Source organism: Lachnospira eligens, from assembly GCF_009680455.1.
Classification (GTDB): Bacteria; Bacillota; Clostridia; order Lachnospirales; family Lachnospiraceae; genus Lachnospira; species Lachnospira eligens_A.
This window is the reverse complement of record NZ_WKRD01000001.1, coordinates 57,861-83,437: the sequence shown is the minus strand read 5'-3', so window position 1 is coordinate 83,437 and position 25,577 is coordinate 57,861. Positions and strand designations below refer to the sequence as shown.

Here is a 25,577-nt window from a genome sequence, read left to right as displayed (position 1 = left end):
ACTTAAAAGGGCAGGAGGTCATATGGGAATAGTTAAAGCAAAAAACCTCACATTTGAATATATAAGACGAGATGAAGATGGTAATGTTGAGGGAATAACTAAGGCTGTTGATAATGTGAGTATTGACATTAAGCAGGGCGATTTTGTTGCCGTGTTAGGTCATAATGGCTCCGGTAAATCAACATTTGCAAAACATCTGAATGCGCTCGTTATGCCGACAGAGGGAACTGTGTGGGTTGATGGTATGGACACAAGGGAAGAGGAGAATACTTTAAAGGTAAGACAGACTGCCGGAATGGTATTTCAGAACCCTGATAACCAGATAGTTGGAACTCTTGTTGATGAAGAGGTTGGATTCGGACCAGAGAATATTGGTGTTCCAACGGAAGAAATATGGGAACGAGTTGAAAAAAGCCTGAAAGCAGTAGGAATGTATGCTTTCAGAAACCAGTCGCCAAACAAGCTATCTGGAGGACAGAAGCAGAGGATAGCGATTGCTGGAATTGTAGCAATGAAGCCAAAATGTATTGTCTTAGATGAACCAACGGCAATGCTTGATCCGTTGGGACGAAAGGATGTACTTAATGTGCTCCATGAATTGAACAGGCAGGAAAATGTAACGGTTATACTTATCACTCATTACATGGAAGAAGTAATTGATATAGACAAGCTTTATGTAATGGATGATGGAAAGCTGGTAATGTCAGGAACACCAAGAGAAATATTCTCACAGGTAGAGAAATTAAAGGAATTGAGACTTGATGTGCCGCATGTTACAGAATTAGCCTATGAACTTCAGAAGGAAGGAGTTCCATTAAAGAATGGAATATTGACTTCAGAAGAATTTACAGAGGAACTCATTAGAGTTAGAAATGAGGGTTTCAATGTCAATAATAGTAGATAATATCAGCTATATTTATGAAAAAGGCACTGGCTTTGAGAGGCAGGCTTTGAAAAATGTGAGCTGTGCAATAGAAGATGGTGAATTTATCGGGCTTATTGGTCATACAGGTTCGGGTAAATCCACATTTATACAGCATCTTAATGGACTTGTTAAACCGACTGAAGGTCATATATATTACAATGGCAGAGATATATATGAGCAGGGCTTCAATATGAAAGAATTAAGAAGCAGGGTAGGACTGGTTTTTCAGTATCCGGAACACCAGCTTTTTGAGACTGAGATATTCAAAGATGTATGTTTTGGTCCTAAGAACCTTGGCCTTTCACAGAAGGAGGTTGAAATCAGAGCATTTGAGTCGTTAAGACTGGTTGGAATAGATGATAATATGTTTTATCAGTCGCCATTTGATTTGTCAGGTGGACAGAAGAGAAGGGTTGCCATTGCAGGTGTACTTGCGATGAAACCTGATGTTCTTATTCTGGATGAACCAACGGCTGGCCTTGACCCTAAGGGAAGAGATGATATTCTTAATTGTCTTAAGTATTTAAGGGAAGAGACAGGAATGACTATTATTCTTGTGTCACACAGCATGGATGATGTTGCTAACTATGTGAGCAGAATTATGGTAATGAATGATGGTGTGCTGACATATGATGACACTCCAAGAAATGTATTCAGGCATTATAAGGAGCTGGAGGCAATAGGACTAGCAGCACCACAGGTAACTTATTTGATGAATGATTTAAAACAGGCAGGCTTTGATGTTAATACAGATGCTATCACAATAGATGAAGCGAAGGAAAGCATTTTGTCAGCACTGGGATAAAGGAAGTAATATGATTCGAGATATAACAATAGGACAGTATTATCAGGCAGATTCGGTAATACACAGACTGGACCCGAGAGTTAAGCTTATGGGTACCTTAATATTCGTAATATCCCTGTTTCTGGGAAGTAATATATGGCTGTATCTGGTTGTAGCAGCATTTTTGGCGATAGTAATTGCACTGTCAAAGATACCTCTTAAATTCATTCTTAAAGGTCTTAAGGCAATTGTAATATTAATTGTAATCAGTGCGGCATTTAATCTGTTTCTGACACCAGGAACGCCTCTTATTAAGATATGGAAGCTGACGATAACGCATGAAGGCCTTAATACGGCTGTATTCATGGTTATAAGGCTTATTTTTCTTATTATGGGTTCATCCCTTATGACACTTACAACAACGCCTAATAACCTTACAGACGGGCTTGAAAAGGGACTTGGTTTTCTTAAATACATTAAAGTTCCGGTTCATGAAATTGCAATGATGATGTCAATTGCATTGAGGTTCATCCCGATTCTTATTGAGGAAACAGATAAGATAATGAAGGCACAGATGGCGCGAGGTGCAGACTTTGAGTCAGGTAATATTATTAAGAAGGCAAAAGCTATGATACCTATTCTTGTACCTTTATTCATATCAGCGTTCAGAAGAGCAAATGAACTTGCAATGGCTATGGAGGCGAGATGTTATCACGGTTCTGAGGGAAGAACCAAGATGAAGCCGCTGAAATACTCCAGAAGAGATATTAATGCATATCTTATTATCGCATTGTATCTTGCATGCATTATTGTGGTTAAGATTACGCTTAAGTTAATATAATCAGAGTGCATGCAGATATTACATTTATAATAGGCTGATTCTGGCTGAATAAGGAGGAACGCCATGCGAAGAATAAAGCTTATCGTAGCTTATGATGGAACTGAATATTCCGGCTGGCAGATTCAGCCGGAAGCACCAACTATAGAAATGTATCTTGACAAGGCAATTCGCGAGCTTACAGGTGAAAATGTGCATGTGACCGGAGCAAGCCGTACAGACGCAGGTGTGCATGCATATGGAAATGTAGCTGTATTTGATACGGAATCGACAATACCTGGAGACAGATTCACATTTGCACTAAACAGATTCCTGCCGGATTCAATTGTTATTCAGGATTCATGGGAAGTGTCTTCTGATTTTCACCCAAGGCACTGTAACACAAGAAAGACTTACGAATACCGCATACTTAATACTGCTGTTCCGTTGCCTCAGAAGCGCAATTTCACATGGCATGTTGCAGGCAGTATTGATATTGAAAAGATGAAAGAAGCTGCAGCATATATTGTTGGTGAACATGATTTCAAAAGCTTCTGTTGTGTGAGAACTCAGGCAGAATCGACTGTCAGGACTATATATTCACTTGAGGTTCTGCAGGAAGGCAGTGAGATAATAATCCGTATTAAAGGAAATGGATTCTTATACAACATGGTAAGAATTATTACAGGCACGCTTATTCAGGTAGGAAAAGGAAGATTCAAGCCTGAATATGTGAAGCAGATGTTAGAGGCAAAGGACAGGACTGTTGCAGGGCAGACTGCTCCTCCACAGGGACTTACACTTGTTGGCATTGAATATGTGGATAATGATGACGCAAGGGTTGTCTGATGTGGATAACTTTTTTGGATAAAACATTTGCAAAAGTATATTGACACACGTGGTTATGTGTTATATAATTCAGAAATGTGGCGTGATAAGTGCGCCCATAATTAAGGTTTTAAGTGTTTCACCAATGCCCCGGAGAGACATTTATATACATTAATAATTAAGCATTATAGCAATATTTCAGGAGGAAAACTAATGAAAACTTATATGGCTAGTGCATCTACAATCGAGAGAAAATGGTATGTAGTAGATGCTGCAGATTATACATTAGGTCGTTTAGCATCACAGGTTGCTGCTGTGTTAAGAGGAAAGAATAAGCCAACTTACACACCATTCCTTGACTGTGGTGACAACGTTATCGTAATTAACGCTGATAAGGTTAAGGTTACAGGAAAGAAGCTTGACCAGAAGGTTTATTACAGCCACTCAGACTATGTTGGTGGTTTAAAGGAAACAACACTTAAGGAAATGATGGAAAAGAAGCCTGAGAAGGTTATCGAGCTTGCTGTTAAGGGAATGCTTCCAAAGGGACCTTTAGGACGTCAGATGTTCACAAAGCTTCATGTTTATGCTGGTCCAGATCATGAGCAGGCAGCTCAGAAGCCAGAAGTATTAAAGTTTTAATATAAGGACACATATAAGGAGGAATTAACAGTGGCTAAGAAAGCAAACGGAAAGTTCTACGGAACAGGTAGAAGAAAAAGCAGTATTGCTAGAGTATATTTAGTACCAGGTACAGGTAATATCACAATAAATAAGAGATCACTTGATGAGTATTTCGGTCTTGAGACACTTAAGGTTGTTGTAAAGCAGCCATTAGCTCTCACAGAGACAGCTGACAAGTTCGATGTAATCGTTAACGTACACGGTGGCGGATACACAGGTCAGGCTGGTGCTATCAGACATGGTATCTCTAGAGCACTTCTTCAGGTTGATTCAGACGAGTACCGTCCATCACTTAAGAAGGCTGGTTTCTTAACAAGAGATCCAAGAATGAAGGAAAGAAAGAAGTACGGTCTCAAGGCTGCACGTCGTGCTCCACAGTTCTCAAAGAGATAATATCTTTTTCTTGGAAAGCCTTATTTTACAAGGGTTTCAAAGAATTGCATCTTGAAAATGATGTTTATTTGATGCTTAACAGGTAGATTTTTAATGAATCTACCTGTTTTTTTATTACAAAGACGAAAGAATGTTTATAAAATATGAGTTGTAATTTTACTGCATTTGCGATTTAAAAGCATAGGATATAAATACACACATTAATAGCTAAAATCGCAAATACAGCAAGATTATCATTGTTTCCAAGCTATATATTACATAACAGCAGGATATTCCTTTTCTTCGCTTATTGAAGATATATAGTTGCTGATACCTACACTATTGATTCCGAGAACCTTTTCTGTTTTACCTAGTGCAAACGCTATAAGGTTGTTATTACCTCCGTCAATAGTTCTTTCTAAATCATCAAAAAATTCTGTTGGACTTATAAATGACTGATTTCCATTTATATCAGTCTCATATGTGGAAAACATATTCTCGTCAAACTGATATGTCTGTATACCCATTTCTGACAGCTTTGTGCGTAGATATAACAGCACACTTTCATCTCCCTTATATTCATCAATAATGTTCTCTACCATTGCAGGATTTAACGCTCCCGCTTTGTGCATAGTGCTAACATAATCAAGTGCATTATTATAATTCTGTGATAAATCAAAAGGTTTCCCAACGAACTTTCTAATCTCTGCTATACATTCTTTTATTTTTGCATTTGTAGAGAGTATATCTTTATTAAGTAATTCTTTACAACTTGCAATCTGCTCATTTTTAAATTCTGTAGTTCTGCTATTATCAGCGGATATTCTACTAATTGTCTGCATACAATCAGCCTTGTATCTGTTAATCAACATCATGTAATCGCCAATAGTTCCCAATGTCATTGTTAATTTTTCTCTTTCACTTTTTGTCATAATAAATAATCTCCTTTTCTACATTAATTCATAATAATTAAAAATTCTGCTACTGCTACAATAATCACGGCTATAGTTGCAATCTGCCATATTCTAGCCTTTTTCTTCTCTGCTCTTAAAATATCTGTTGCTAAATTCTTCATATAATCACTTCCTTTCGTGGAATTTAAAAATATTTAATAAAGTTTACTATACTTGTTTACTTTGTTCGTCCAACATCTGCTCAAGATTCTCAATTCTGCTTATAATGTCTGCTTGCTCTCGATTCTTTAGTGATAAATCAAGAAGCGTTTGGGAAGCTCTAACCTTGATTCCTGCTGATACTTCGCTATCATCAAGAATGTTGATAAGTGTATCCAGTGCCTTAAAATTAGCGTCCTCTAGCTTGTTTGAAATAACTTGAAATTGTGTTGTTCTTGCGTTTTGTAGTTTCGTTCTAAAATCAGGCTTTCTTAATCGGCTATAAACTGATTGCTCTGAAAGTCCAACTGATTCACTGGCTTGTTTTATTGTGGGGCAAGATAAAAGTGCTGAAATTAAAGCATTATCCGTCACTCTCATTTTCTGTCTCACTTCCTTCCACAGATTCCGGTATATCATCAATGATGATAACATCTGCCTTAATAGTATTAATATCAACTGGTTTCCCGTCTAAATAATGCTTTCCGTTCTTATAATCAAGAAATACAACCTTTGCTGTTTTTCCGTCTGCAATCTTCTTGATTGCCTTTAGTCTATTTTCATAATTCTTCATCATATCAACTCCTATCTGCTATATAACCATAAGATAATAGTTATATATAATATAATTATTATTACATTACACTTTGTAAATCCTTGCAAACCCTATTAAATATAAGGGTTGCAAACTGTTTAGCACTAAAATTTTGTGACAAATTCTAAAGATATTCGCTCATATTACCTATTTCTCGAATAACGCTCGCCTGTTCTTTGATGTAGTTATAAGGGATAAATCCTTTATTGCTATATAACTTGGCTACACATTTTTTTGCTCGTCTGTTCTCGTTGTGTGTTATCTTTTCACACAATGACCTTGAACCTTTCCCGACAGATAAAAAATGAATATGCCAATCCACTTCATGAGGTATTGCAAACTTATAAAGCAAGTTATCCTCATCACGAACAAAAACCTTTTTATATCCCCCCTTTTCTGTTTTTACAGTGATTTTCTTACACATATCACCTTTATTGTGACTAAGGCACATTACAATAGCAGTTTCGTTATAATGCTTATTGTGTTGATAATATGCAGTTCTTCTTATACGATTGAACTGCAATAGTAATTCGTCATAGTCAGTTTTTCTTTCAAATTCAATGCTATAACTTGGTACAGTTTTTGATATATCTTGCATATCTAACCTCCGTTATCGGTTAAATACAAGTCTGGCTTTTGTATTTGTACCATTAAACATTTCCTTATAAATTTCTTTTGCTTCTTTCTTGGTAAAATTGATTAGCTCAAGTGAAGGATTTCCGTTTTTCTCCTCTGGAACAATAATTCCATTGCCTGCTATTGCATACTTAATAGCATCACTAATGGAACAATCAACACCTGCAATATAAACTTTTTTCATTTTCTATGTCCTTTCTAAGCTGTAATTTGCAACTGTTCGATGAACTTGGGATAGTTTATTAAAACTCTGTTTCCTGCCATAATGTGCGGAACTTCTCCAGCTTTAACCATTAGTCTAATGGTGTGTTCAGAAAGAATCCCAGTTTTAGCAACTTCTCGAATTGTCATAAATGTTTTTTCCTGCATTTGAATACATCTCCTTTCTTTAGATTCTTATTTACAAATACATTATATTGTAGTACAATACTAGAAGTAAATACATAAAAATAAACATAATGGATTAAAAACATATTATGATGTATTTAAAAACATGAAAGGAGAGCAAGATGAAGTATAATATGATTGATGTAGGACAAAGAATTAAGGAAGAAAGGTTGAAAAATGGCTATAAAAGGCAGGATGATTTATGTGATGAATTGCACATAGGCAGGAATACTTTATCAGCTTGGGAAAATGGAAAGGCTAATATTGAATTAGGTGATTTAATAAAATTATGTGAGTTGTTTAATTGTGAAGTTGGTTATTTGTTGTGTGAATATGATACTCCATATCGTGTACAGTCTGATATTTCAGAACAGACACAGCTATCTACAAAAGCAATAGAAAATATCATGAAATCAAGAGATAATCATAAAAAATTGTTTGGAAATTGTAAAAATAGTCTAGATGTACTTCTTTCTAGTGACGATTTTATTAAAATGCTTGAAAGGGTAGAAGAATATAGAATATTAAAGAGCAGTAATGTTGATAAAAATATGATAGATGCTAAAGCGTTTGCGTTATATAAGGATTTTATAAATATCATTGATAATATGTGAGAAAGGAAAATAGTATATGGCTACGATAAGCAAAAGAAAGGGTGCATATCAAATTATTGTATCTCTTGGATATGATGAAGCAGGAAAACAGATAAGAAAGACTACAACTTATCGAATCCCAGAGGGAACAACTCCAAAGAAAGCAGAAAAACTTGTCAAAGAATATGCTATGGAGTTTGAGAAGAAATGTAAGGGAATGATAGATTTAGACGAAAATATGAAGTATTCTGAATTGTCAGAGTTATATTTTAAAAACTATGCCCCGAACAAATTAAAAGAGGTTACAGCATATAATTATAAAAAGCAATCAGAACTTCACATATTGCCATATTTGGGAAGTATGAAACTTAAAGCTATAACTCCTACTACAATAACAAATATGTTTGCAAAAATGGAAGTACAGCCATCAACATGCAAAAAGATATATACTATTCTTCAAAGTGTCTTTAGTTATGCACTAGAAAGCAGATTGATTAAAGAAAGCCCATGTTGTGCAGGAGTGATTCTCCCAAAACAAAAATATAATGCGGAACAGAGAAAACCATTTCTTTCTGATAGCCAAGCTAAAGAACTATTAAATATGTTGGATGAAGCAGGATATTCAGAGTTTGCAGTTATTATTAAGACATTGCTATATACAGGAATGAGAGCAGGAGAGTGTCTTGCATTGCAATGGAATGATTTGGATTTTGACAATGGGCTTATACATATAAGACATAATCTTGCTGATGTAGGAGGCAAGCATTGGCTTGATACTCCAAAGACAAAAAATTCTATTAGAACAATAGGAATGAGTGATACATTAAAAGCAATATTGCAGAATCACAGAGAAGAACAGAAAGAAAAAATCAAGAATGTTGGGAAAACATATAAATATCCTAATATGGTTTTTACTTCAACAACTGGAGATTATAAGGATAGAAGTAGGTTAAATTTGCAATTTAAAAGATTTATAAAGGATACAGATTTTTGTAATATATCTCTTCATAAACTTCGCCATGCAAATGCAACACTATTAATAAATGCAGGAGTAGATTTAAAACTTGTATCAGAAAATTTGGGACACAGTGATGTTTCAGTGACAGCTAATATATATTCAGAAGTATTAGAGAGTAGCAAGAAGAAAATGGCAGATTTAGTAGCATTGAATTTAAAATGATGTTTGTTTGATGTTTAATGATGTTTATTAATGTTGAAAATTACAAAAAGATATGTTACTTTAAAATGGCTGAAAGCCTTGATATATAAGACTTTAGAGGACGATAGAAAATGATAAAAAATGATGTAATTAGTACTCAAAGAGATAATCTTTCAAGAACGAAGATATCAAGAAAAGCCCATTTTTCAAGGGTTACAGAAGTTGTGGAATGCCGTCAGATGTGCTGGAATTTACATCGAATGCAACACATATGCAGCAGGTATGCAACAAAGATATTGATATGTATAGGACATTTTTCAGTAGAGATACTGGGGAATGTCCTTTTGCGCGTTTCTACAAGCGGTGCAACAGACAGTGAATATGTTGAGATGATGCTTGCATCAATCGAAACATATTTGCTGGATGGTATAGCGCGCCAGCGCGACATGAGCAAGATTGCTTTGCAATCTGCGAATGGCACTGATTGTTTATCAAATTCTATTAATCGCATCTACAAGCTCCTTAACATCAAAGTGGGTATATACTTTCTCGGTTAAAGTCATTGCACCAGAGTGCCCCACAATCTTTTTAATAATCGTCTGATTGACACCAGCCTCCGCTAACATGGAAATACAGGTGTGTCTACAGCAATGTGGTGTGCGGTCAATCTTAAGATGCTCCATCAATGGATGGAAGTAGCTGTCATAATAATTTCGGTATTGAAAATGTTTGCTATCCAGTGTATGGATAAGATACTCGCATTCCGGATTATCTTCAAACCAAGCCTTGTAGAAAGTTATGACCTTATCTGCGATTGGAACCTTTCGGATTCCGTTTTCGGTTTTACTGCTAATCACATCAAAGTATTGCTCGTCCAGATGGACATTTTCCTTTTTTAAATCCAAGAATTCTGAAATTCTTACTCCGTTATACAGTAGCATCAATATGATTTGATGATACTTATCGTCTTTCTGCTCCCATATCCGTTCAATTTCTTTCTTCTCGAATTTGTTTCGGTCATACTTATTCGGATTGCGGTCCTTATACTGAACAACATCTACAAAGGTGGAATAATCCTTATTGCAGATATCATTCTTGATAGCAAAATCATAAAGCTGGTTGAACAGTACCTTGATTTTCCTTAAGGTAGGATAATTTTTACCGCAGGTATCAATGACTGTCTGTAAGTCCACAAGCTTTAAATCCTTGAATACCTTATGATATAGACTGCTACATGTCTTATAAGCGGCTGTGTAGCCTTTTACATTGGCTTCTGATACGGTAGGGTACTTGCAGACCATTCCTCATATACATCATCAAATGTCATCTTCGCAGCCTTTGTATCAAATGGATTTTTATTATAGTCTGCCAGCATCTGCAAGCCATCTGCTCTGGTGGGAGCATATCCTATAATTATAAAATCCTGAACTTGTTTATCCTTCTCTTTGTCGAAGTTCCAGCCGTTGGTCTTTCGTACCAGATAATGAGCAATAAAAAACTGAAAACTCTAAACTTCGGGAAACACTGAATAAAGCATACGATTTCATGAAACAGTTTGTGGTGGATGGAAGGAATCTGCTGGAGAAGTTTCTGGAGAGTATTGGGCAGGTGGATGAGAAGGTTAGGGCTGGTTTTAGAAGGTAGGATGGGGAGCATCGGGAACGGTGTTCCTTATTAAAAAGTGGAACTAAGAAATACTACGAAATACCACAAAATCATATTGAAAATACAGAACATATGTGCTATAATTCTAATAGTGTATTAAAGAATGGGAGAACTTATGCTATGGAAAATTATATGGAAGATTGGATAGGAATTGAAGCAGCAGCTAACTATTTAGATGTGACAAAAGACACTATTAGAAATTGGATTAAAAAGACTGATATTCCGGCACATAAAATAGGTAAGTTATGGAAATTTAAAAGAGTTGAATTAGATGCATGGGTTAAAAGTGGACGTAGTGCCATTGAATAGTTTTTGATAGAAATATAAAAGCGAAGGAGATAAAGACATGTCTAGATTCACAGAAAGTAAAATCGCGGTGGAAGCAGTTAAAGTGGTGGAAGAATATGGTGAACTTACAATGGGGGAATTGATTGATGTATTGACTGAGCGTATGCAACCCTCAGGACATGATATGGCTATTATAGCGAATAGAAATGATACATATTTTTCTCAAAAAGTAAGAAATCTACGCTCACATTCTAATAAGATGTTTTTTAATAATGTGTACTATGACAGCATAATAGATAAATATGTTTCTTATGAGTGTAAGAAGATGAAAGATGTTCTTGAAGAAAAGGTTTATGTGGAGAAACTGGGACAAAAGAAAAGTAGAGCTGCTGTATTCTATGCGCGAAAACTTGATTATGAAAGAATTAATAAAGAGAGAAAGTTGATTGGCAATGCAGGAGAGGAATTGGTTTATAATGACCAAATTGAATTTGTTAAAAAAAATGCACCGGAATATTTGAAGAGTGTTAGACATGTTTCAAAGTTAGATGGCGATGGTGCAGGCTATGATATATGCTCATTTAATGCTGATGAAAAGCTTGTATATATTGAGGTTAAGTCAACAACAGGTAAAAAGGAGACACCTTTTTATATGTCTGCATCAGAGTATGCATTTTATGAGTTACATAAGGAGAATTATGTTATAGCTAGAGTATACGAATTTGATATTAATGAGAAAATAGGAAAAATAGAATATGTATTAGGAACAGAGTTTGAAGGTGTGTTTGATAAAGAGGTTTCTGCATATAAAGTAGTTTACAAAAAGTAGGAGGTCTATGATGAATAATGTATTAACAAATAGATTATCACCGTTGATTAAATATCCGGGTGGTAAGGAAAAAGAATTGAATTATATAATACCAGCACTTCCTACTAAAATTAATAATTATTATGAGCCATTTGTTGGTGGTGGGGCTGTATATTTTGCAATCGACTCAAAACAATATTATATAAATGATAAGTCGGATGAATTGATTGCTCTTTACGAAATGGTTAAAGAACAAAACGAGGAGTTTTTCGATAAGTTGAATGCAATTGAATATAACTGGAATATTATAAGCAAGGTTGTTGATCATCATGAAAAGGCAATTGTGGATATATATTATATGTACAAAAATGGCAACTTAAATAAACAACAACTTGGCGATAAGATAACAGAGTTTGTTCTTGCCAATGCAGAGGAATTTAATGGGTTGCTTACAACTAATTTCAATTATCAAATTGAAGAGTTTGTCTATGAGTTATGCAAGAGTATAAAAAATAAAATGATAAGAATGCACAAGATAGAGGGGGAAAAAGGTGATTTAGCGTATCAAGATGTTGTGTCTAATATCGAATCAGCTCTAAAAGCAGCTTTTTATACTCATTTTAGAATGCTGATGAACAATAAAGAGGAATTAGGAATTAGTAAGGAATTTGCTACGGCGATATACTTCTTTATTAGACAGGTGTGCTATTCGTCTATGTTTAGATACAACAAGGATGGAAAATTTAATGTTCCTTATGGCGGAATTTCTTATAATAGAAAATCTTTTGCAAATAAGATTGCGTATTACCAAAATAAGGATGTGGTTAAACATCTTTCAAATACAACAATAGGGAATATGGATTTCTATGAATTTATGAATACATATAAACCTAAAAAGAATGATTTTGTGTTTTTAGATCCACCATATGATTCTGAATTTAGTACATATGCAAAAAATGAGTTTGATAAAGATGATCAAGCTAGATTAGCGGAGTATCTAATAAAAGAGTGTAAGGCTAATTTTATGATTGTTATAAAAAATACAGATTATATTTCTTCATTATATTGTGAAGGTACAAAAACAGCAAATGGTAAGCAATTGTATGTGTTTTCTTTTGATAAGAAATATTTTGTAAGTTTTCAAGACAGGAATGATAAGAATGCGCAACATTTGTTAATTACAAATTATAAGATAGGAGACTAATCAATGGATGAAGCAAAAAAGGTTTCAATACAGAATATTGTCGATCGAGAGATAAAGAAATTTGCGGATAGTTATGAAGCTAGATTTACTAATGAAGTAAATGACCCTGAAGGGGTTATTAACAGTAAGAAGAATAATTGTTTCGTTGCAGAACTAGGTAAAGAGTTTATGTTTTATAGTGCGTTTGTTAGAAGCTTTGACAGTTCGTTTGGAAAGGTTTTAGAAAAAATAGGAAATGAAGTGGCAAAGTTATCTTATGATGTGCGTGGTAATATAGATTCATTCTTGTTACCACAGCAATCACAGCATATGGATTATATCATTTTAGAATATGAAAAACATAGAAAGCCAATGACTTCCGATTATTGTGATTTTACTTGTATGATACCGGCGGACACACGAAGCTTTGAAAAATCGCATGTGACAGACCATTATTTTTATAATAATGAGAAAAATGAGCATTATTTGATAGAACTTAAAGCTGGTGGTGATTTGGATAATAAAAAGGCAAAAACTGAAAAGCTTGCAATGTTACAAGAGTATTTTATTCTTAAAAATTCGTTAATAGATAAGCCCAATGATAAGATAAAGTTATTTTTTGGGACGGCTTATAATAAGTATGGTGAAAACTCTGAATGGAAGCAGGAAAGGGTGAAGCAGTTTTTTGCTGAAGACGAACTGCTGATTGGAAAAGATTACTGGAACTTTGTATGTGATGATCCAGAGGGCTTCAATATTGTGTTTGAACAGTATAAGAAGAGTTCGGAATATATCAAAGAAGCATTGGAACGTATAAAAGTATTGTACTTTAAATAAAAAGAGTAAACGATTATATTTCAACAGAAGAAGGTAGTGATTCCAAATGATAAGGGGTATATAAAATTTATACTAGGATTTTTGGATGAAAAAACATATAAAGCTCCTTTCTCGTAAAGGACGATTTTGAGCAATTCGGAGCGTGCATGAAAATTATTAAAATGATGTTTTGTAATGGTCATTAGAAAAATGGAGGTTTATGTATTGGATATAATAATGGAAGTAGCTCTGGCATGTGTGATAAGCGCAGGTGGAATAGGTGGAATTATTATTGCTGTTGTTAAATTATCGGTAGCGTCTATTGAAAAAAGATTTGAGAGAAAATACACAGAGAAATTTGCTGTTTTTCAGTCTGATATTGATAAAAAGCAATATATAAGTCAAGTTAGGTTTGATGCTGAATTTGAAATATATAAGCAATTGTCACGAAAATATGGCGAATTAGTATTACAGATAATGGTCAAAGCTTCGAACATAGATAAATATAAATTAGACCATATGCAAGACAAAGAAATGGGGGAAATTAATTATTTGGCATATCAAGCTGTTAGTGAATTATACTCTTCTGCACCTTTTATTCAAGAAGATATTTACAATGATTTTTTGAACATCTATGAAATGAGTAGAAAATTATTAGTTCAATGGGGTGAAGAGCAGAGGAGTAGTACGAATGAAACTAAAAACGATGTTTGTGAAGCGAATGAAATATATCAGAAATATAATGACACTATTGTAAAAGTACGGGAATATACATCCAAATTGGAAGGGATATCTTTATAAATATAATCATTTTCGGTGGATATATTCGGAGGTGTTTAATTAAACTCCCCCATCGCCTCAACATACCCTTGCAATCCTCCATCTCTGGAGGCTAATTTAGCATATAGCCCCAGTTCTTCTCTAGCAAGCCGTATAAGATAGGCAATATCAGAAGGCTCGTCTAAATGAACGGATGCATTACATTTTTGACAGTTAAAAGAAACATGGATTTTATCGTCGAGGCTGACATTGACACAGTCGGTTTCATGGTTATACATTACAAAGATTATTTTAATCATAAGTAGCTCCTTTCGTGTAATAATATAGGTTTACTTATAAGAACACAGAAGCCGTGGAACGCCCTGGGCAGTCTAACGTGTAAAACACGTATGCAACATTTGCTGTGAGGGATCCCTTGTTTTCAGGCTTTTCAAGCTATACAAACGCTCTCAAAGAGATAATATTTACAATCCAAAGCGTCTTATGGCGTTTAAGAAAAGTATATTACACCCCAGGACTTTTTGTCCTGGGGTGTTTTTTTGTAAGAACTGTGGTACAATAAATAAAGAAGAATATTGTTGTTTTAACCATATAATAATTATGCTATATCTATTTTAGAAAGGGATGTTTTTAATGACAACAGTGAGCACGAAAAATGGAAGAATAATAAAAGTTATATCTCGTCAAGAAGAGAAAGAAATACTTAGCGTATCTGATAGTGAGATGGATAGAAGGGCAGTTGAAGCAGTTAAGGCAGCGATAAATAAGGCTAAAATCTGTAAAAAACCGATAGCAGGTTATGATAAAGAAAAGAAGGCTGCATATATCGAATATGCAAATGGAGATAGAAAATATGCAGAATAGAAAGCCAATGGTACTTGTCTTAGCAGGCCCTAATTGATCAGGAAAGAGTACAATAACAGCTTTTTTTGAAAAGGTTGGTAAATACACTAATGCGGATGATATAGTTGCATCTACTGGAATGGATAATATGGAAGCTGCAATTCTTGCTGATAAAATGCGATATGAGTCTATTAAAAAGAAAGAGGATTTTACATTTGAAACAGTATTGTCATCAGACTATAAGATGGAAATATTAAGAAAAGCTAAAAAAGAAGGATACTTTATTAAGTGTGTATTTGTTCTTACAATAGATCCTCAGATTAATATAGCAAGAATAAAATCAAGGGTTGCTGCCGGAGGACATGACGTAGAGAAATCAAAAGTGATAGATAGATATTATAAATCAATTAATAATATTAAAAAGTTAATCGATATATGTGACATTATGCATGTGTATGACAACACCGATACTCCTCAAAGGATTATTCGCAAGCATAAAGAAGACTTTTCAATATATCCTAATGAGTATTGGAGTGAACAGGATATATTGAATTTATTATAGTTGTTTTTATGTTGGTTTAAAAGTAATAGACAAGGTAGTTACGGAAATAACAATGTATTATATCATACAGTACAGGAGAGCAATATATGATTAAAATAGCATTTTTCGATATAGATGGAACATTGTTGAAAATGGGATGTAAAGAACCGACAGATAAAACAGTTAAAGCGTTAAATTCTCTTCACCAGAATGGAATATTGCTTTGTATGGCAACTGGCAGAGGCTATCTTTCAATCCCTAAATTCAAAGATATTACATTTGATGTGCTGCTTACATTTAATGGTTCATATGTAATGGCTGGAGAAAAGATTATTTTCAGGAATCCCTTGAATAATAATGATAAACATCAAATAATTCAAAATCTTAATAAAATGAACAGAGCAGCTGCAATCAGCAATGAGCATTTTATTGTTACTAATGGCACAGATGAGCATCTGGAAGAGTACTTTAAATTTGGAAATGAAACATTGACAATTGCAGATAATTTTGATGAGTTATGTAAAGAAGATATTTACCAGATTATGTGTGCGTGCAGAAAAGAAGAATACGCCCAGATACTGCAAGGAACTGAAAATACCCAGATAACTGCATGGTGGGATAAAGCAGCAGATATAATTCCATTGAATTGTGGTAAGGGAAATGCTGTAAATGCAGTGCTTAATTATTATGGATTATCGAAAGATGAGGCGATTGCTTTTGGTGATGGTAGAAATGATATTGAAATGCTAGAAGCTGTTGGTACAGGAGTGGCCATGGGGAATGCCATTGATGAAGTCAAAGCAAGAGCAGATGTCATATGTAAATCCGTTGAAGAAGACGGAGTGTATCATTACTGTCTGGAGAAAAAACTCATTAAATGTTGATGGACTTATTATACAGCAGGGTTGCAGAGTGTTATATACTCTGCAACCCTGTTAGTCATTTATAGTCTTAATTTTACCACCATTTCTCACGGTAAGAGTATTCACCGCGGTAATTAGAAGCATTATAATCAGGATACTTGAAAGGTGTATATACATCATCCTTAGGTGCATCATCCTGTGTATATATGTACATAGAATCATAATCCCATGTGACAATCTCATCACGGGCATCGCCGTAGAGGTTTACAGCTTCAGCACACATGGTAGGATGACCATCATCAGGGAATTTAACAACCTGGATACCATTGCCATCAATCATTCCTCCGCGCTCTATATCAGCATTAAGAAGGATGAAGTCCTGACCGTCACCAGTCCAGTTTACAGGAGTTAAGAGATTACCATTAAGCTCGTTCTCCATTTCCCATAACTGATTACCCTCGCTGTCATAGAAATATATAATTCCCTGGTGTCCCCAGAAATTAACAACAACCATTTCATAGCCCGGGCGGTTAGGAAGATAATTAGCAAGACTTACACGCTGTGCATGACCTATGCCGTCCTTCTTAAGAAGCTTTCCGTTAAAATCAGATATCAGGAATCCTTCCTTTCCGGCAACACAGGCAAAGAATTTAGTACCTTTGTGTGGTCCTGACTCAAATCTGCCTGGAACAATCTCATCAATATGGTCTTCATTAACAGGCATAGTCCACATTTTATTACCGTGGCAGTCAAGCATGTTATAACCAACTAAAAGTTCATCATGTCCATCTCCGTTAATATCAATTGCAAAAGGAAAATGTCCGGTATTCTTATCACTCTGGAAATGCCACATAACCTCAAGGTCATCGTTAAGTGCATATACTCTGCAATAACGGTCCTTAATGAGAATATCGCGTGGCTTGTCAAGACCACGGAAATTACATATACGCATACCATCAGGATTAATTCTGTCAAATGCGTAGATTTTATCAGGAACACCGATAATAGTTCCGTCCTCTTCTGGTGAAGAGAAAGGTGTTTTGGCACGTTTCTTCACTTCACCTGTTTTGCCATCAAGAATCAGCACTTCAAAATTCTTGGCTGTAATAACCTCATCAAAGCCATCACCGTCAATATCATATATCTGCATAGGCATATCTGCTGATATAGTTCCAATGTCGTGATTATCAGTAGGTTCACCATGCTGCCATAATATATTGCCATCAAGGTCAAATGCGGTGAGACAGCTGATTGTTCCATAAGCATCACGGTTTACTCTTTTCTGGCACTGAGCCATAACCATCTGATACTCGCCATTGCCAAGAAGATGACCGAAACGAAGCTGTCTTCCGGTGCCGCAGCCTTTAAGGTCAATTTTCTTAAGAAGCTTCATCTTAGGATAATGTGCCTGTGCATCTTCACATTCAGCTTTATAAGCATTTCTTGCAGCATCAATAGAAGCAGCAGTACTTTCAGAAGTAGTAACATTTACAAAACCAAACTGTGTAGGGATAGTTGCAGTAATGGCAACCTTGCCACCCTGCCTTGCATATTCAGTGTCAAGGTCAAAATAAACCTTATCATCAACACTGCATATAACATGGCTGCCTTTAATCTCAGCCTTAAGTACATAAGTATCATCACAGTTGTAATCAAAAGGTACAGAATCGAGTACAGTAACCTCCTCCTTATGACGATACTCAAGTCTTAACTCATGCTCTTCAAAAACAAGGACAAGAAGATTAGCAGAGTTTTGACAACAAAAACCAATGCCGGCATTGCCCCATTTGGTAGTAAACATACGCACACTTGCAGTTATAGTATAATCGCGCCAGAATCTGTCACCGCTTGTGAGCATAGGAAATGTGCGGTGAGGCTTGTCATTGCGGATACGCATCTGCTCCATAAAATGTTTTCCATTATATTCAGAAATAATCCAGGAAGCCCCCTGACCGTTATAAGTGTGGTTGCATACCGGGTCATACCATTTACCATAATATCCAGGATAATGGATAAAATGATACTCACCCATTGCCGAATGATTCTTATCATAAGGAAATTCACCAATAGGAAAATCAGAGAAATCTTCATCAAGTAAAATAAAATCTGCCATAATAACCTCCATTCCAAAATAAAAAAATATAATTAATGGCTCTTTCTGTAGCTTCCGGGCGCTTCGCCCATGATTTTTTTAAATGTGCCGCCCATAGTATTACTGTCGGCGAAACCGCATTTGTCAGCAATCTCAGTAATAGAGAGGCTGGTGTTGACTAAAAGGTCTGCTGCTGCGTGCGTTCTTACATTAATAAGATACTCTCTGAATCTGAAGCCTGTAAAAGCCTTAAATTTCTTGGAAAGGCTCGATTCACTCATATTAAATAGTTCTGCAGTAGCAGCCATAGTTATGTCATTGTGATAATTCTCGATAATATATTCAATAACCTTCTGGATAAGTTCATTACCTGTATCCATTTTCGTAATAACATTATCTTCATACATCTGACAGCGCAGAATAAAAAGTATAAGTTCATGAAAATAAGAATGTATGAAAGATAAAGACAGACTATCTACACCATTGTGTTTATAAGAAATCTTCTGGATAATTGATGATATATAATCAAGTCGTCTTTCTGGTATATGGATAACAGGATGTTTATGGAAAATGCTTTCTATATCCTGAGAGGAATCATCAGCAATCCACTTTAATTCATCATTATTAAAATATAACACATATCTTGTATGGTCACTTCCGGCGAGGTAAGTAGTCATGTGCGCCATGTCTGGTGGGATAAGAGCAAGTCCGCCAGAATTTAACATATATATTTCATCACCTACATAAAGTGTGCAGGAACCAGAATATATAAACATCAGCTCCCATCTGTTATGTTCATGAAAATGTTTCATTTTATAAGATGGTGGCACAGTAGCAATATCCGTGTGGAAATTGTCATTAATAAAATGGTACATTGCCGTCTCCTTGGTATATGAATAATATCTTACGAAGCAAAATCATATACTGATTATAGGTCGTTTATAGAGAAACTGTTACTGATTTTTTACATATTTTTTTGATTTTGAAAGATTTCGTGCTGTTTTTTTGTATCTATAAAAAAACAATGTGAATATAATAAAAGCATCTTAAGAAGCAGAAACAATTTAATATTAAGGAGGAATAATATGATACGAAGAAACAAAATTATTGCTTCTGTTGCTGTCAGTGTCATGACTGGCGTTCTTGTTGCAGGCAACTTAGCTCCATTACAGGGATACTATGCATTTGCACAGGAAACAGGAGTAAAAACTGCAAGGTATTCAGCAGTAAAAGACATTAACAAAACATTAGAAGGTTACACACCAATGGACAGTTCTGATCCGGTTGAATTCGGTGGAACTTACATTAAGTATCAGGGTGAGACAATCCAGTTGTCGGAGACAGCCATATATCTTGATGGATCGTTATCAGATGAGCTTGCTGCCCAGTACCCATATGTATATAACGATATTACTAAGGCATTGTCAGCAGATGCATTAAAGAATGGAACAGCAGACAAACCAATGACAGTATATGTTGCACCATATGTGTATTGGATTGATGATCCGGCAGCAACAGATACAGTACAGAAGACCGAGGGATATTCAGTACCTTATGGAATGGTTGTTAATTCAGAATATCTTACTATCAAAGGTCTTACAGGAAATCCTGATAATGTTGTATTAGCAGGAAACAGAGGACAGTCACATGCCTCTAACGGTAACTACACAATGTTCAGATTCAACTGCAGCGGTGCACTTACAGTTAAGAACATAACAATAGGTAACTATTGTAGCGTTGACCTTGATTATCCGCTTATGAGTGAGCTTAATCAGGCAAAGAGAACAGAGACAATCACACAGGCACAGCTTGCTGATGTTTCAGGAGACAAGATGTTTGCAGATAACTGTAACTTCATAAGCAGACTTAATCTTGACCCAATAAATGGAGCATCAAGAAGTCTTTATAACAACTGTCATTTTGAAAGTACAGATGATGCCCTTAATGCAAATGCTGTATATGTAGGATGCGATTTTGATTTCTACGGAAACAGACCATTATATTCATCATATGGTACAGGTTCAACATTTTTAGGTTGTACATTTAATTGTAAGATATTAAATGTTGAAGCTGAACCTACACAGTTCTTTACTAAGGAAGGCGGCACAATTACCGCAGTAGACTGTGTATATAACAGTAATTTAAGTGTACCTATATCAATTGGATGGACTAAAACACCATCAACTTCATTAAAGTGTTATCAGAGCAACATAATTCATAATGGACAGAGCATCACAATCGGTGGTGAGGGTGCTAAAGAAACCGTTGATATGACAGGCAAGTCAGTACTTGATGCCTACAAGGTTGTGTCAGGTGGTAAGACATATTACAACACATACAATCTTTTAAAGGGCAGTGACGACTGGGATCCATTAGGAGTTAGGGATGTAATTAAAGCAGCCGGACAGGACACAGTTGCAACACAGCTTTCAATAACATCAGATGTCACAGAGATTGAATCTGGAAAGGAAACAGCTTCAATAGGAGGAACAGTTAACTATTTCTATGGAACTAATGATACAACACAGAAGATAACATACAGCGTATCAGACGAAGATAAGGCATATGTGAAGTTAACAGATAATGGTGACGGAACATGCAAAGTAGAAGGTACTAATAATGATGATGCAGCTAGGAAGGTCATTATAAATGCATCTACAGAGTCAGGTCTTGAAGCAGCAGTTGGAATTACTGTAAAGCCAAGCAAGATTGAAGCACCAGCATTTACAAAGGCACCAGTTATTACTAATGACGGACAGGGCAGTCTTAAAGTAGATTACTCACTTGATTTAGGAAGCAGAGAAGACATGTCTGCAATCTCATGGTACAGATGTACAGATGCAGAGGGCAGCAATCCTATACTTGTAGCAGTAACAAGAAATGATTCACCAGAGTATACATATAAGTTAACAGCAGGTGATATAGGATATTACATCATGGCTAAGGTAGAATCTAAGAACATCAGAAGTGATTATGGAACACCGGTAAATACAGTATATGACAAGGCAATCGGAGTGAAAGATGTAAGAAGCAAGAACTTTGCTACAGATTTCTCTAACTTCCCTAATGTAAAGCAGTCTGAAATCAAAGCTGGCTTCTGGACAGTAGATTATAACCGTCCGGCAGATACAGAAAGTTTTGGAAAATGGCAGGGAGCAGATACAGAAGAGCCATGGGTATACGGAGTAACAGGTAATGGCTGTGTAGGAGCAGGATTATATCAGGGAACACAGGGTTCAAGACTTATGTATACACCAGTAGAAGGAACATATGGTGATATGTCACTTAAGCTTGTAGTTGACCCGGCTAAGACAGCAGGTCAGGGATTTGGTAGTGCAGGACAGTATATGGATGTACTTCTTAAGTTCGATACATCTACACTTACAGGATACGGATTAAGAATAATAAGAACAAGGGATTCATCTAATGCCGTAACATTTGTACTTGTAAAATATGACAATGGAACAGTAACAGAAATCTCTGATGAAGTTATTGCAAGCTGCTATGCGACAGGCTGTACAATCAGTTTAAAGGTTGAGGGTAATAAGCTTACTGCTCATGTTGAGACACCAACAGAACAGCTCGCAGATCAGGCAGCTAAGGGATATCCTCATGTAGTTGACCTTACAGCAGATATTGCAGCTAACAGCTTTGGCGGTGTTGCAATACAGCATACAGGAACAACAGGAGCTGGTGGATGGCAGAATACAACAATGCTTCATAATTTAGATATTACATGGGAAGGTGAGAACAACCAGAACCCTGAATATGTTGAAGGAAATCCATCAGATAACGAGAATCCGGCAGAGAAATCAGATGATTCAACAGGAACTTCAACAGGAGCAGATACAACAGTTAAGACAGGCGATATGAGCCATGCAGGAATGTATGCCGCATTAACTACAGCAAGCCTTTGTGCATTGCTTGGAATGGCAGCAGTATACATGAGAAGAAGAAAAGATATCTAATTTCATAAGAATTTTCTTTACAGGAGCACCCGCAATTATATTGCGGGTGTTTTTGCGTGGTGAATGTGTGACCGTATGTGATTGACATTTTAATTATTATGCTATAAAGTTTTATAGAACTAACCAGTATAAGATGGAGGATAAAACTTAAAAGCATGAAATATAATATCAGAAAATATATATTGGCAGGAATTACAGCAATTCTTGCAGCGGCTGTTTTGACGGCATGTGGTGGCAGTAAGCCAGAGAAGGACGATACAGTCCAGAGTACACAGGAAATATTTGCAATGGATACATATATGTCGCTTACTGCATATGGCAGCAATTCAGAGGAAGCAGTAAGTAAAGCAGTTCAGGAGATTAACCGGCTTGATGCAATGTTTTCGGTAGGAAATGAGGACAGTGATGTTACTAAGATAAATGAAAATGGAAGCGGTGAAGTATCGGAAGAAACCGCATTTATAATGAACAGGGCAATGCAGGTATCTAAAGAAACTAAAGGTGCTTTCGATATTACGATATACCCGGTTATGGAACTGTGGGGATTTACCACCAAGAATTACAGAGTGCCTGAAAGCAGCGAGATTGCGGATGTACTTAAGCATGTTTCTTATACAAATGTGGAGGTTAACGGGCAGCAGGTGACATTGTCAGATGGTGCAAGCATTGACCTTGGTGGAATTGCCAAAGGTTATACTTCTTCAAGGGTGATTCAGATTATGAAGGACTGCGGCATAGAGCACGCAATCATTAATCTTGGAGGCAATGTGCAGGTGCTTGGAACTAAGACTGATGGCTCAGACTGGAGGGTTGCCATACAGAATCCAGACAGTGAAAGCAGTTATCTTGGTGTATTAAGCACTGCTGATAAGGCAGTTATAACATCAGGTGGGTACGAGCGGTATTTTGAGCAGGACGGACAAGTATACCATCATATTATAGACCCGCAGACAGGTTATCCATCAGAGAGCGACCTGACTTCGGTTACAATTGTATGCTCTGACGGAACAACAGCAGATGCATTATCAACTGCGCTTTTTGTAATGGGGCTTGATGGTGCGAAAGAGTTGTATAGAAGTGGCTCGCTTGATTTTGAGATGATACTTTATGATGGAATCAAAGTATATGTGTCAGAGGGAATAGCTGACAGTTTTTCAACAAATATGAACACGGAAATAATTACCAGACAGCCTTAATGAGAATTATTATTAACAGTCTGTATTGACAAATGCAGGGACTAAAATATATTCTATAGAACAGTTAGAAAAAACTAATTAAAGATAGATGAAATTACTTTTGTTTATGAAAACTAACCGTTGATATAAAGACTAGAAGGAGCAGACATGTTATTAATAATATCACTTATAATCGTAGCTTTATTCATATATTTTCTTAAAGGTTCACTAAAAAAACACGCGGGTATCTACTATATAGGGGCGGCAGTAATCTCTATTGCGGTATTCCTGCTTGAGTTTCTGCCAATGCCTTTGTTTGTAAAGAACAATATACTAGGAATATTTGCAAAAGGCTCTATTGGAACGGCAATGTTCGTTGCAGTAATGTACGCAGGTGCACTTCCTAAGGGCAGCAAGCTGATTGCACCGCTTATGAAGATAAGAGGTGAATTGTCAATTACAGCGGCAATACTCGTCCTGTGTCATAATTTCACATATGGAATGACATATTTCAGAATGTTATTTACTAAGACAAGCCTGTTATCAGCCACACAGCTTGCAGCTGCGGTAATAAGTCTTGTGCTTATATCTATAATGCTTGTGCTTACAGTTACATCTTTTCCATCTGTAAGAAAGAAGATGCAGGCTAAGAAGTGGAAGCAGTTACAGCGCACAGCATATGTGTTTTATGGTCTTATGTATGTTCACATTATGCTCATTAACATACCTTATGCGAGACTTGGACTTGGCATGTATATTGCAAATGTAGTTATCTACAGCATAGTTTTCCTAGGCTATGCAGCTATGAGAATAGCAAAGGCTGTATCAGTAAAGGCAGCAAGAGCTGGAAAGGCATACGGTAAGAAACCAGAGACGGTTCTGTATGGACTGGCATTGGTTATATGTGCAGTGATGACGGTGTCGTGCTTTGCAGGAAGACAGACAGTGTCGGCATCGGAAGACAATGAGGAATGGAACGATTTCTTTAACGAAGAGACAGTTGCAGCAATGGTCAAAGAGATTGAGAGCAGTACGGCTAAGACAGATGCCGAAGGAACAACACAAGAGAGTCTGGAAGAATCAGTTTCATCAGATGGACAGTCAGACTCACAGGCTGGTGGTGTAGGAAATGAAGTGTCGGGAAATAGCAATAATTCCGGTTCGGATAATGTTTCTGGTAATTCATCAGGTAATAGTTCTGACAGTGGTAATCAGTCAGCCAAGCCGGATAATGGTTCTGACAATAGTGGAGAGCTGAGCGGCGGTTCAGGCAGTGATACACCGGCTAATACAAAATTTAAAGCAGATGGAACTTATACAGGTTCCGCTGTGTGTGAGACTTATAACTACAATGTAACGGTTACAATAGTCATATCGGGAGATACGATTACATCGGTTACTGCTGAATCAGAAGCGAGTGCGCAGGATGTGCAGTATTTTAATATGGCAAATGCAAAGGTTCCTGCACAGCTTCTTGCAAATCAGAGTACATCAGGCGTTGACAGTGTTTCTGGGGCTACTAAATCAAGCAATGCCATAAAGAAGGCATTTTACTATGCTTATAAATCTGCTAAGAAGTAGAGCAGATTTGTAATAGAAAAAATTATAAGGAGGCAAAATTCCTCTCCTCACCAATGGGTTCGGATTTTGCTTCGCAAAACAA

30 protein-coding genes are annotated in these 25,577 nt (G+C 36.2%); 20 read left to right on the top strand and 10 right to left on the bottom strand.

The features are described 5' to 3' along the window. The first annotated feature begins 22 nt into the window (after positions 1 to 22). The 6 genes from GKE48_RS00450 (at position 23) to rpsI (ending at position 4,431) form a co-directional block, all read left to right on the top strand. Positions 23 to 904, top strand: coding sequence for an energy-coupling factor transporter ATPase (locus GKE48_RS00450; protein ID WP_041687893.1), 882 nt, complete (start codon positions 23 to 25; stop codon positions 902 to 904). Then, positions 885 to 1,730 carry an energy-coupling factor transporter ATPase gene (locus GKE48_RS00445; RefSeq protein WP_012738602.1) on the top strand — a complete coding sequence of 282 codons (846 nt, stop codon included), beginning with the start codon at positions 885 to 887 and terminating at the stop codon, positions 1,728 to 1,730. Before GKE48_RS00450 ends, GKE48_RS00445 begins: the two co-directional genes overlap by 20 nt. A gap of 10 nt (positions 1,731 to 1,740) precedes the next feature. Beyond that, a complete protein-coding gene (locus GKE48_RS00440) occupies positions 1,741 to 2,550 on the top strand; it encodes an energy-coupling factor transporter transmembrane component T family protein (RefSeq protein ID WP_154300247.1) in 810 nt (269 codons plus the stop codon). 63 nt (positions 2,551 to 2,613) lie between these two features. Then, positions 2,614 to 3,375, top strand: a complete 762-nt coding sequence (gene truA, locus GKE48_RS00435; RefSeq protein WP_154300246.1) for a tRNA pseudouridine(38-40) synthase TruA — start codon at positions 2,614 to 2,616, stop codon at positions 3,373 to 3,375. Positions 3,376 to 3,567: 192 nt separating this feature from the next. After that, on the top strand, positions 3,568 to 3,996 hold the full coding sequence (rplM, locus tag GKE48_RS00430) for a 50S ribosomal protein L13 (protein ID WP_012738605.1): 429 nt from the start codon (positions 3,568 to 3,570) through the stop codon (positions 3,994 to 3,996). Between the two features lie 30 nt (positions 3,997 to 4,026). Further along, complete coding sequence (gene rpsI / locus GKE48_RS00425; RefSeq protein ID WP_012738606.1) at positions 4,027 to 4,431, top strand: 30S ribosomal protein S9; 405 nt, start codon at positions 4,027 to 4,029, stop codon at positions 4,429 to 4,431. A gap of 254 nt (positions 4,432 to 4,685) precedes the next feature. On the opposite strand, the gene GKE48_RS00420 is transcribed toward rpsI, so the two are convergent. The 6 genes from GKE48_RS00420 to GKE48_RS00395 form a co-directional block, all read right to left on the bottom strand. Next, complete coding sequence (locus GKE48_RS00420; protein WP_154300245.1) at positions 4,686 to 5,342, bottom strand: hypothetical protein; 657 nt, start codon at positions 5,340 to 5,342, stop codon at positions 4,686 to 4,688. A gap of 189 nt (positions 5,343 to 5,531) precedes the next feature. After that, positions 5,532 to 5,903, bottom strand: a complete 372-nt coding sequence (locus GKE48_RS00415) for a hypothetical protein (RefSeq protein ID WP_154300244.1) — start codon at positions 5,901 to 5,903, stop codon at positions 5,532 to 5,534. Further along, positions 5,887 to 6,099, bottom strand: a complete 213-nt coding sequence (locus GKE48_RS00410) for a hypothetical protein (RefSeq protein WP_154300243.1) — start codon at positions 6,097 to 6,099, stop codon at positions 5,887 to 5,889. The genes GKE48_RS00415 and GKE48_RS00410 overlap by 17 nt, the downstream gene beginning before the upstream one ends. Positions 6,100 to 6,241: 142 nt before the next feature. Beyond that, a complete protein-coding gene (locus tag GKE48_RS00405) occupies positions 6,242 to 6,715 on the bottom strand; it encodes a hypothetical protein (protein WP_154300242.1) in 474 nt (157 codons plus the stop codon). Between the two features lie 12 nt (positions 6,716 to 6,727). Then, positions 6,728 to 6,937, bottom strand: coding sequence for a hypothetical protein (locus tag GKE48_RS00400; RefSeq protein ID WP_154300241.1), 210 nt, complete (start codon positions 6,935 to 6,937; stop codon positions 6,728 to 6,730). A 14-nt stretch (positions 6,938 to 6,951) separates the two neighbouring features. Then, positions 6,952 to 7,122, bottom strand: a complete 171-nt coding sequence (locus GKE48_RS00395; protein ID WP_154300240.1) for a MerR family transcriptional regulator — start codon at positions 7,120 to 7,122, stop codon at positions 6,952 to 6,954. Positions 7,123 to 7,262: 140 nt separating this feature from the next. Here GKE48_RS00395 and GKE48_RS00390 point away from each other — a divergent pair, with 140 nt between their 5' ends. The 3 genes from GKE48_RS00390 to GKE48_RS14700 all read left to right on the top strand — a co-directional run bounded on the left by GKE48_RS00390 (position 7,263) and on the right by GKE48_RS14700 (position 9,449). After that, positions 7,263 to 7,754, top strand: coding sequence for a helix-turn-helix domain-containing protein (locus GKE48_RS00390; protein WP_154300239.1), 492 nt, complete (start codon positions 7,263 to 7,265; stop codon positions 7,752 to 7,754). Positions 7,755 to 7,770: 16 nt separating this feature from the next. Then, the gene (locus GKE48_RS00385; RefSeq protein WP_154300238.1) at positions 7,771 to 8,913 is read left to right on the top strand and encodes a tyrosine-type recombinase/integrase; all 1,143 of its coding nucleotides are present in this window, start codon (positions 7,771 to 7,773) and stop codon (positions 8,911 to 8,913) included. A gap of 110 nt (positions 8,914 to 9,023) precedes the next feature. Beyond that, positions 9,024 to 9,449 (top strand): hypothetical protein, encoded by a 426-nt coding sequence (locus tag GKE48_RS14700; RefSeq protein WP_243138406.1) that lies wholly within the window; start codon positions 9,024 to 9,026, stop codon positions 9,447 to 9,449. On the opposite strand, the gene GKE48_RS00375 is transcribed toward GKE48_RS14700, so the two are convergent. Beyond that, complete coding sequence (locus GKE48_RS00375; protein WP_243138405.1) at positions 9,384 to 10,193, bottom strand: tyrosine-type recombinase/integrase; 810 nt, start codon at positions 10,191 to 10,193, stop codon at positions 9,384 to 9,386. The two genes, GKE48_RS14700 and GKE48_RS00375, sit on opposite strands and share 66 nt — an antisense overlap. 484 nt (positions 10,194 to 10,677) lie before the next feature. Between GKE48_RS00375 and GKE48_RS00370 the strand changes: the two genes are divergently transcribed. The 5 genes from GKE48_RS00370 to GKE48_RS00350 all read left to right on the top strand — a co-directional run bounded on the left by GKE48_RS00370 (position 10,678) and on the right by GKE48_RS00350 (position 14,453). After that, complete coding sequence (locus GKE48_RS00370; RefSeq protein ID WP_015516009.1) at positions 10,678 to 10,866, top strand: helix-turn-helix domain-containing protein; 189 nt, start codon at positions 10,678 to 10,680, stop codon at positions 10,864 to 10,866. A 37-nt stretch (positions 10,867 to 10,903) separates the two neighbouring features. Next, entirely contained in the window at positions 10,904 to 11,674 is a 771-nt protein-coding gene (locus GKE48_RS00365) for a protein NO VEIN domain-containing protein (protein WP_154300237.1), read from the top strand. 10 nt (positions 11,675 to 11,684) lie between these two features. Beyond that, a complete protein-coding gene (locus GKE48_RS00360) occupies positions 11,685 to 12,857 on the top strand; it encodes a DNA adenine methylase (protein ID WP_154300236.1) in 1,173 nt (390 codons plus the stop codon). A gap of 3 nt (positions 12,858 to 12,860) precedes the next feature. Beyond that, positions 12,861 to 13,673 (top strand): TdeIII family type II restriction endonuclease, encoded by an 813-nt coding sequence (locus GKE48_RS00355; RefSeq protein WP_154300235.1) that lies wholly within the window; start codon positions 12,861 to 12,863, stop codon positions 13,671 to 13,673. 204 nt (positions 13,674 to 13,877) lie between these two features. Further along, positions 13,878 to 14,453 (top strand): hypothetical protein, encoded by a 576-nt coding sequence (locus tag GKE48_RS00350; RefSeq protein WP_154300234.1) that lies wholly within the window; start codon positions 13,878 to 13,880, stop codon positions 14,451 to 14,453. Between the two features lie 35 nt (positions 14,454 to 14,488). Here GKE48_RS00350 and GKE48_RS00345 read toward each other — a convergent pair whose 3' ends face one another. Then, on the bottom strand, positions 14,489 to 14,731 hold the full coding sequence (locus GKE48_RS00345) for a hypothetical protein (protein WP_154300233.1): 243 nt from the start codon (positions 14,729 to 14,731) through the stop codon (positions 14,489 to 14,491). A 334-nt stretch (positions 14,732 to 15,065) separates the two neighbouring features. Between GKE48_RS00345 and GKE48_RS00340 the strand changes: the two genes are divergently transcribed. The 3 genes from GKE48_RS00340 (at position 15,066) to GKE48_RS00330 (ending at position 16,700) form a co-directional block, all read left to right on the top strand. Continuing rightward, positions 15,066 to 15,296, top strand: coding sequence for a hypothetical protein (locus GKE48_RS00340; RefSeq protein WP_154300232.1), 231 nt, complete (start codon positions 15,066 to 15,068; stop codon positions 15,294 to 15,296). A 118-nt stretch (positions 15,297 to 15,414) separates the two neighbouring features. Beyond that, positions 15,415 to 15,837 (top strand): zeta toxin family protein, encoded by a 423-nt coding sequence (locus GKE48_RS00335; RefSeq protein ID WP_243138404.1) that lies wholly within the window; start codon positions 15,415 to 15,417, stop codon positions 15,835 to 15,837. Positions 15,838 to 15,923: 86 nt separating this feature from the next. Further along, on the top strand, positions 15,924 to 16,700 hold the full coding sequence (locus tag GKE48_RS00330) for an HAD family hydrolase (protein WP_154300231.1): 777 nt from the start codon (positions 15,924 to 15,926) through the stop codon (positions 16,698 to 16,700). Positions 16,701 to 16,773: 73 nt separating this feature from the next. On the opposite strand, the gene GKE48_RS00325 is transcribed toward GKE48_RS00330, so the two are convergent. Together GKE48_RS00325 and GKE48_RS00320 are read right to left on the bottom strand one after the other, a co-directional pair. Next, positions 16,774 to 18,792 (bottom strand): hypothetical protein, encoded by a 2,019-nt coding sequence (locus tag GKE48_RS00325; RefSeq protein WP_243138403.1) that lies wholly within the window; start codon positions 18,790 to 18,792, stop codon positions 16,774 to 16,776. A gap of 32 nt (positions 18,793 to 18,824) precedes the next feature. Further along, complete coding sequence (locus GKE48_RS00320) at positions 18,825 to 19,646, bottom strand: AraC family transcriptional regulator (protein ID WP_154300229.1); 822 nt, start codon at positions 19,644 to 19,646, stop codon at positions 18,825 to 18,827. A gap of 210 nt (positions 19,647 to 19,856) precedes the next feature. Between GKE48_RS00320 and GKE48_RS00315 the strand changes: the two genes are divergently transcribed. The 3 genes from GKE48_RS00315 to GKE48_RS00305 all read left to right on the top strand — a co-directional run bounded on the left by GKE48_RS00315 (position 19,857) and on the right by GKE48_RS00305 (position 25,495). Further along, positions 19,857 to 22,739 (top strand): hypothetical protein, encoded by a 2,883-nt coding sequence (locus tag GKE48_RS00315; protein WP_154300228.1) that lies wholly within the window; start codon positions 19,857 to 19,859, stop codon positions 22,737 to 22,739. Between the two features lie 155 nt (positions 22,740 to 22,894). Beyond that, entirely contained in the window at positions 22,895 to 23,935 is a 1,041-nt protein-coding gene (locus GKE48_RS00310) for an FAD:protein FMN transferase (protein ID WP_154300227.1), read from the top strand. 147 nt (positions 23,936 to 24,082) lie between these two features. After that, a complete protein-coding gene (locus GKE48_RS00305) occupies positions 24,083 to 25,495 on the top strand; it encodes an FMN-binding protein (protein WP_055216097.1) in 1,413 nt (470 codons plus the stop codon). Positions 25,496 to 25,577: the final 82 nt, after the last annotated feature.

Coding starts and splice junctions, on each gene's coding strand:
- GKE48_RS00315 (WP_154300228.1), top strand. CDS start 19,857: ATGATACGAAGAAACAAAATTATTGCTTCTGTTGCTGTCAGTGTCATG.
- GKE48_RS00320 (WP_154300229.1), bottom strand. CDS start 19,646: ATGTACCATTTTATTAATGACAATTTCCACACGGATATTGCTACTGTG.
- GKE48_RS00375 (WP_243138405.1), bottom strand. CDS start 10,193: ATGGTCTGCAAGTACCCTACCGTATCAGAAGCCAATGTAAAAGGCTAC.
- GKE48_RS00325 (WP_243138403.1), bottom strand. CDS start 18,792: ATGGCAGATTTTATTTTACTTGATGAAGATTTCTCTGATTTTCCTATT.
- GKE48_RS00335 (WP_243138404.1), top strand. CDS start 15,415: ATGGATAATATGGAAGCTGCAATTCTTGCTGATAAAATGCGATATGAG.
- GKE48_RS14700 (WP_243138406.1), top strand. CDS start 9,024: ATGATAAAAAATGATGTAATTAGTACTCAAAGAGATAATCTTTCAAGA.
- truA (WP_154300246.1), top strand. CDS start 2,614: ATGCGAAGAATAAAGCTTATCGTAGCTTATGATGGAACTGAATATTCC.
- GKE48_RS00385 (WP_154300238.1), top strand. CDS start 7,771: ATGGCTACGATAAGCAAAAGAAAGGGTGCATATCAAATTATTGTATCT.
- GKE48_RS00360 (WP_154300236.1), top strand. CDS start 11,685: ATGAATAATGTATTAACAAATAGATTATCACCGTTGATTAAATATCCG.
- GKE48_RS00355 (WP_154300235.1), top strand. CDS start 12,861: ATGGATGAAGCAAAAAAGGTTTCAATACAGAATATTGTCGATCGAGAG.
- GKE48_RS00365 (WP_154300237.1), top strand. CDS start 10,904: ATGTCTAGATTCACAGAAAGTAAAATCGCGGTGGAAGCAGTTAAAGTG.
- rplM (WP_012738605.1), top strand. CDS start 3,568: ATGAAAACTTATATGGCTAGTGCATCTACAATCGAGAGAAAATGGTAT.
- GKE48_RS00395 (WP_154300240.1), bottom strand. CDS start 7,122: ATGCAGGAAAAAACATTTATGACAATTCGAGAAGTTGCTAAAACTGGG.
- GKE48_RS00405 (WP_154300242.1), bottom strand. CDS start 6,715: ATGCAAGATATATCAAAAACTGTACCAAGTTATAGCATTGAATTTGAA.
- GKE48_RS00330 (WP_154300231.1), top strand. CDS start 15,924: ATGATTAAAATAGCATTTTTCGATATAGATGGAACATTGTTGAAAATG.
- GKE48_RS00410 (WP_154300243.1), bottom strand. CDS start 6,099: ATGATGAAGAATTATGAAAATAGACTAAAGGCAATCAAGAAGATTGCA.
- GKE48_RS00415 (WP_154300244.1), bottom strand. CDS start 5,903: ATGAGAGTGACGGATAATGCTTTAATTTCAGCACTTTTATCTTGCCCC.
- GKE48_RS00340 (WP_154300232.1), top strand. CDS start 15,066: ATGACAACAGTGAGCACGAAAAATGGAAGAATAATAAAAGTTATATCT.
- GKE48_RS00310 (WP_154300227.1), top strand. CDS start 22,895: ATGAAATATAATATCAGAAAATATATATTGGCAGGAATTACAGCAATT.
- GKE48_RS00450 (WP_041687893.1), top strand. CDS start 23: ATGGGAATAGTTAAAGCAAAAAACCTCACATTTGAATATATAAGACGA.
- GKE48_RS00400 (WP_154300241.1), bottom strand. CDS start 6,937: ATGAAAAAAGTTTATATTGCAGGTGTTGATTGTTCCATTAGTGATGCT.
- GKE48_RS00345 (WP_154300233.1), bottom strand. CDS start 14,731: ATGATTAAAATAATCTTTGTAATGTATAACCATGAAACCGACTGTGTC.
- GKE48_RS00305 (WP_055216097.1), top strand. CDS start 24,083: ATGTTATTAATAATATCACTTATAATCGTAGCTTTATTCATATATTTT.
- GKE48_RS00390 (WP_154300239.1), top strand. CDS start 7,263: ATGAAGTATAATATGATTGATGTAGGACAAAGAATTAAGGAAGAAAGG.
- GKE48_RS00370 (WP_015516009.1), top strand. CDS start 10,678: ATGGAAAATTATATGGAAGATTGGATAGGAATTGAAGCAGCAGCTAAC.
- GKE48_RS00445 (WP_012738602.1), top strand. CDS start 885: ATGTCAATAATAGTAGATAATATCAGCTATATTTATGAAAAAGGCACT.
- GKE48_RS00440 (WP_154300247.1), top strand. CDS start 1,741: ATGATTCGAGATATAACAATAGGACAGTATTATCAGGCAGATTCGGTA.
- GKE48_RS00420 (WP_154300245.1), bottom strand. CDS start 5,342: ATGACAAAAAGTGAAAGAGAAAAATTAACAATGACATTGGGAACTATT.